Consider the following 3,331-nt stretch of genomic DNA (forward strand, 5'->3'; position numbering starts at 1 on the left):
AGCCATGTCGCACGCCTTGTCGAGGTCGGCGAGCGCCTTGGCATATTCGCGCCGCGCCAGCGCCGCCGCGCCGCGCCGGGCGAAGCCAGCCGCGTCGGTCGGCTCGGCGACGGTGTCGGGCGCGATCGCGACCGTCGCGCCCGTGTCGTCGATATGCGCGCTTGGCGTCACGTTGAAGATCGGGCCGCCATCATAGGTGAAGAACATCCTGTGCAGCCCGTTGGCGACATAGACACGGTGCGAGATGAAGAAGTCGGCCCCGATCAGCATGTCGATGCCGAGCAAGTCGCCCGCTTCGGCGCGCAGGTGGGTGCGGCGGATTTCCTCCTGGTCGCCCAGCTTGATGCTGTCGATCGGCAGGATGTAGCTGGCGACGGTGCGACGGCCGATGCCACGGCTGTAACCGGCAGCGCGCACGCCGGGGCTGTCGGGCTTGAGGCCGATCCTCGCCGCCGCCGCCAGCGACATCGTCGTGCCGTTCGCGCCGGTGTCGAACATCGCGCGCATCTTGACGCCGTTGACGAACACGGTGCCGATCGTGTGGGTGTTGTGCTCGTCGCGCGCCTCGATCGTCACGGTCGAGACGGGCTTGGCGCCCGCCCAATAGGCGGGGTTGGCACCCTTGCAGTCATGGGGCCGCATCAGCCGCACGGCACCATGGGCGAGGTCATATTCGACGTCGCCGATGCCGAGCACGTTCTGGCCCAGCAGCCCGGCCCCGTTGCCGACCTCGCCGCCGCCGACGATGAAGTGGATGTCGTGCAACGCGATGCCGGCGAGGCCGACGCTCTTCACCGTCGTCAGCGACGGCGTGATCTCGCCGCCGATCCCCCGGACGACGAAGTTTGGCGGCAACGGCTGCAGCTTCAGCCCCAGTTCCGCCGCCTTGCCCGACGAGATGTTGCTGTAGAAGGCACCGCTATCGACCAGGAAATGCTCCTCCCGGCCGTTGATCGTCACCGGTACCATCGGCTGGACGCCGTTCATGGTCACCTTCAGCTCGACCAGCTGCGACACCGAGCAGGTCGCGTGCGCGGCGGCGGGGGCGAGGCCCAGCGCCAGCACCGCGGCCATCATCATGCGCGTCTGCATCCTCACCTCCGCCGTCATCTGCTCAACTCTGTCCTAGCTCCACCATATCGTGCAAGGGGCTCGCGATGACCGGCCTTCCTCCCCTCCGCTCCGCGCGTGCATCAGACTTGGGATACCGGACCCTTGAGGCATTGCGATGACAAGCGACGTCCTGATCGTCGGCTCTGGCGCGGCGGGGCTGACCGCCGCGCTCAACCTTGCCGAACGGTTCCGGGTCACCGTGCTCGCCAAGGGCGCGCTCGACGAAGGCTCGACGGCCTGGGCGCAAGGCGGCATCGCCGCGGTGCTGGAGCCGGGCGACACGTTCGAGAGCCATATCGACGACACGATGATCGCCGGGGCCGGCCTCAACGACCGCGCGATCGTCGAGCTGGTGGTCGAGAACGCCCCCGCCTCGATCGAGCGGCTGCAACGGCTCGGTGTGCCGTTCGCGACCGAAGGCCCAAACGGCAACGGGGCCCTCCATCTCACCCGCGAGGGAGGCCATTCGCACCGGCGGATCGTCCATGTTGACGACGCGACCGGCTGGGCGGTGCAGGAGGCGCTGCTGAAGGCGGCGCGGGCTCATCCCAACATCACCCTGGTCCCCGACCAGGTCGCGATCGATCTCGCCACCAGCCGCCATGAGCAGCGCTATTCGGGGGCCGGCCGCGTCTGGGGGGTGTATGCGGTCGATCGCGGCACCGGAGCGGTCAACCTCCACACCGCCAACGCCACCATCCTCGCCACCGGGGGCGCGGGGCGAACCTATCTCTTCTCCACCGCGCCGCGCGGCGCGACCGGCGATGGCATCGCCATGGCGTGGCGGGCGGGGGCGCGGGTGGCGAACATGGAGTTCATGCAGTTCCACCCGACCTGCCTCTACAACCTCGAGGTCAAGAACTTCCTGATCACCGAGGCAGTGCGCGGCGAGGGCGGGCGGCTGATCAACCCGCGCACCGGCCATCGCTTCATGCCCGATCTCGACTTGCGCGCCGAGCTGGCCCCGCGCGACGTGGTGGCGCGCGCGATCGATGCCGAGATCAAGCGCGACGGCCTCGACTATGTCCATCTCGACATCAGCCACATGCCGGCCGAGTTCGTGCGCGGGCATTTCCCCAACATCCACGACAAGCTGCTCGGCCTGGGTATCGACATGACCCGCGAGCCGATCCCGGTGGTGCCGGCGCAGCATTATACCTGTGGCGGCATCATGGTCGATCGCCACGGGCTGACCGACCTCCCCGGCCTGTATGCGGCGGGCGAGTGCACCCAGTCGGGGCTGCACGGGGCCAACCGGCTGGCGTCCAACTCGCTGCTCGAATGCTTCGTGTTCGGCGAAGCCGCGGCGGACCATATCGCCGCGCATTGGGACAGCCTGTCGCCGCCGCCGCCGATCCGGCCCTGGGACGAGAGCCGCGTCGCCGATTCCGACGAGGAGGTGGTGATCAAGCAGAACTGGACGGAGATCCGCCGCTTCATGTGGAATTACGTCGGCATCGTGCGCACCACCAAGCGGCTGGAGCGGGCGCGCACCCGCATCCGCATGATGACCGACGAGATCGCCGACTATTATGGCAGCTTCCGCGTCACCCCCGACCTGATCGAACTGCGCAACCTGCTGCAGACCGCGGAGCTGATCGTCCACTGCGCCCTTCATCGCCACGAGAGCCGCGGGCTGCACTATACGCTCGATTACCCGGCAACATCGCCCGAGGCCGAAGACACCATACTCATCCCCTGAGGCGCGGCGCGCAGGCCCAGGCGGCGCACCAGCCCCGGCATGGTCAGCCCCTGCACGACGATCGAGAAGGCGACGACCGCAAAGGCGACCAGCACGATCTCGCCGCGCTCGGGCACGCCGGCCGGCAGCGCCAGTGCGAGCGCCAGCGCCAGCGCCCCGCGCAGGCCGCCCCAGAACAGCACATGGCCATAGCGCCACGACACCGCCAGCCGGCTGCGCGCGAACAGCGCCAGCAGCGGATAGACCGCCAGCGCTCGCCCGACGAGGCTGAGCAGCACCGCCGCCCCCGCCGCTTCGGCGACCAGGCGGAACGGCGCGCCGATCTCCGACCCGCCGATCAGCAGGAAAATCACCGAATTGATCAGGAACGCCACGAACTCCCAATGCCCCAGCATCGCGCGCCGCCCTTCCGGCGAGATCGAGCCGCCGAACCCCCAATTGCCGACGATCAGCCCGGCGGTCAGCGTCGCCAGCACGCCCGAGACATGGAGATGCTCGGCAACCAGGAACGAGCCA

General features: G+C 68.8%; 3 protein-coding genes. 1 reads left to right on the plus strand and 2 read right to left on the minus strand.

Translation table 11 applies throughout. The features are described from left to right. Positions 1–1,092 (minus strand): retropepsin-like aspartic protease family protein (locus tag HUU96_RS13545; protein WP_174293282.1); only part of this gene is annotated, 1,092 nt, incomplete at its 3' end. Positions 1,093–1,228: 136 nt separating this feature from the next. Between HUU96_RS13545 and nadB the strand changes: the two genes are divergently transcribed. Then, positions 1,229–2,815 (plus strand): L-aspartate oxidase, encoded by a 1,587-nt coding sequence (nadB, locus tag HUU96_RS13550; RefSeq protein WP_174293283.1) that lies wholly within the window; start codon positions 1,229–1,231, stop codon positions 2,813–2,815. Here nadB and HUU96_RS13555 read toward each other — a convergent pair. Continuing rightward, on the minus strand, positions 2,767–3,331 hold a 565-nt coding region (locus HUU96_RS13555; protein ID WP_174293284.1), incomplete at its 5' end, for a cation:proton antiporter domain-containing protein. The two genes, nadB and HUU96_RS13555, sit on opposite strands and share 49 nt — an antisense overlap.

The sequence above is a fragment of the Sphingomonas bacterium genome (genome assembly GCF_903644135.1).
Classification (GTDB): Bacteria; Pseudomonadota; Alphaproteobacteria; order Sphingomonadales; family Sphingomonadaceae; genus Sphingomonas.

What these genes read in the sequence shown, in the direction of transcription:
- nadB (WP_174293283.1), top strand. Translation starts at nt 1,229, where the DNA reads ATGACAAGCGACGTCCTGATCGTCGGCTCTGGCGCGGCGGGGCTGACC.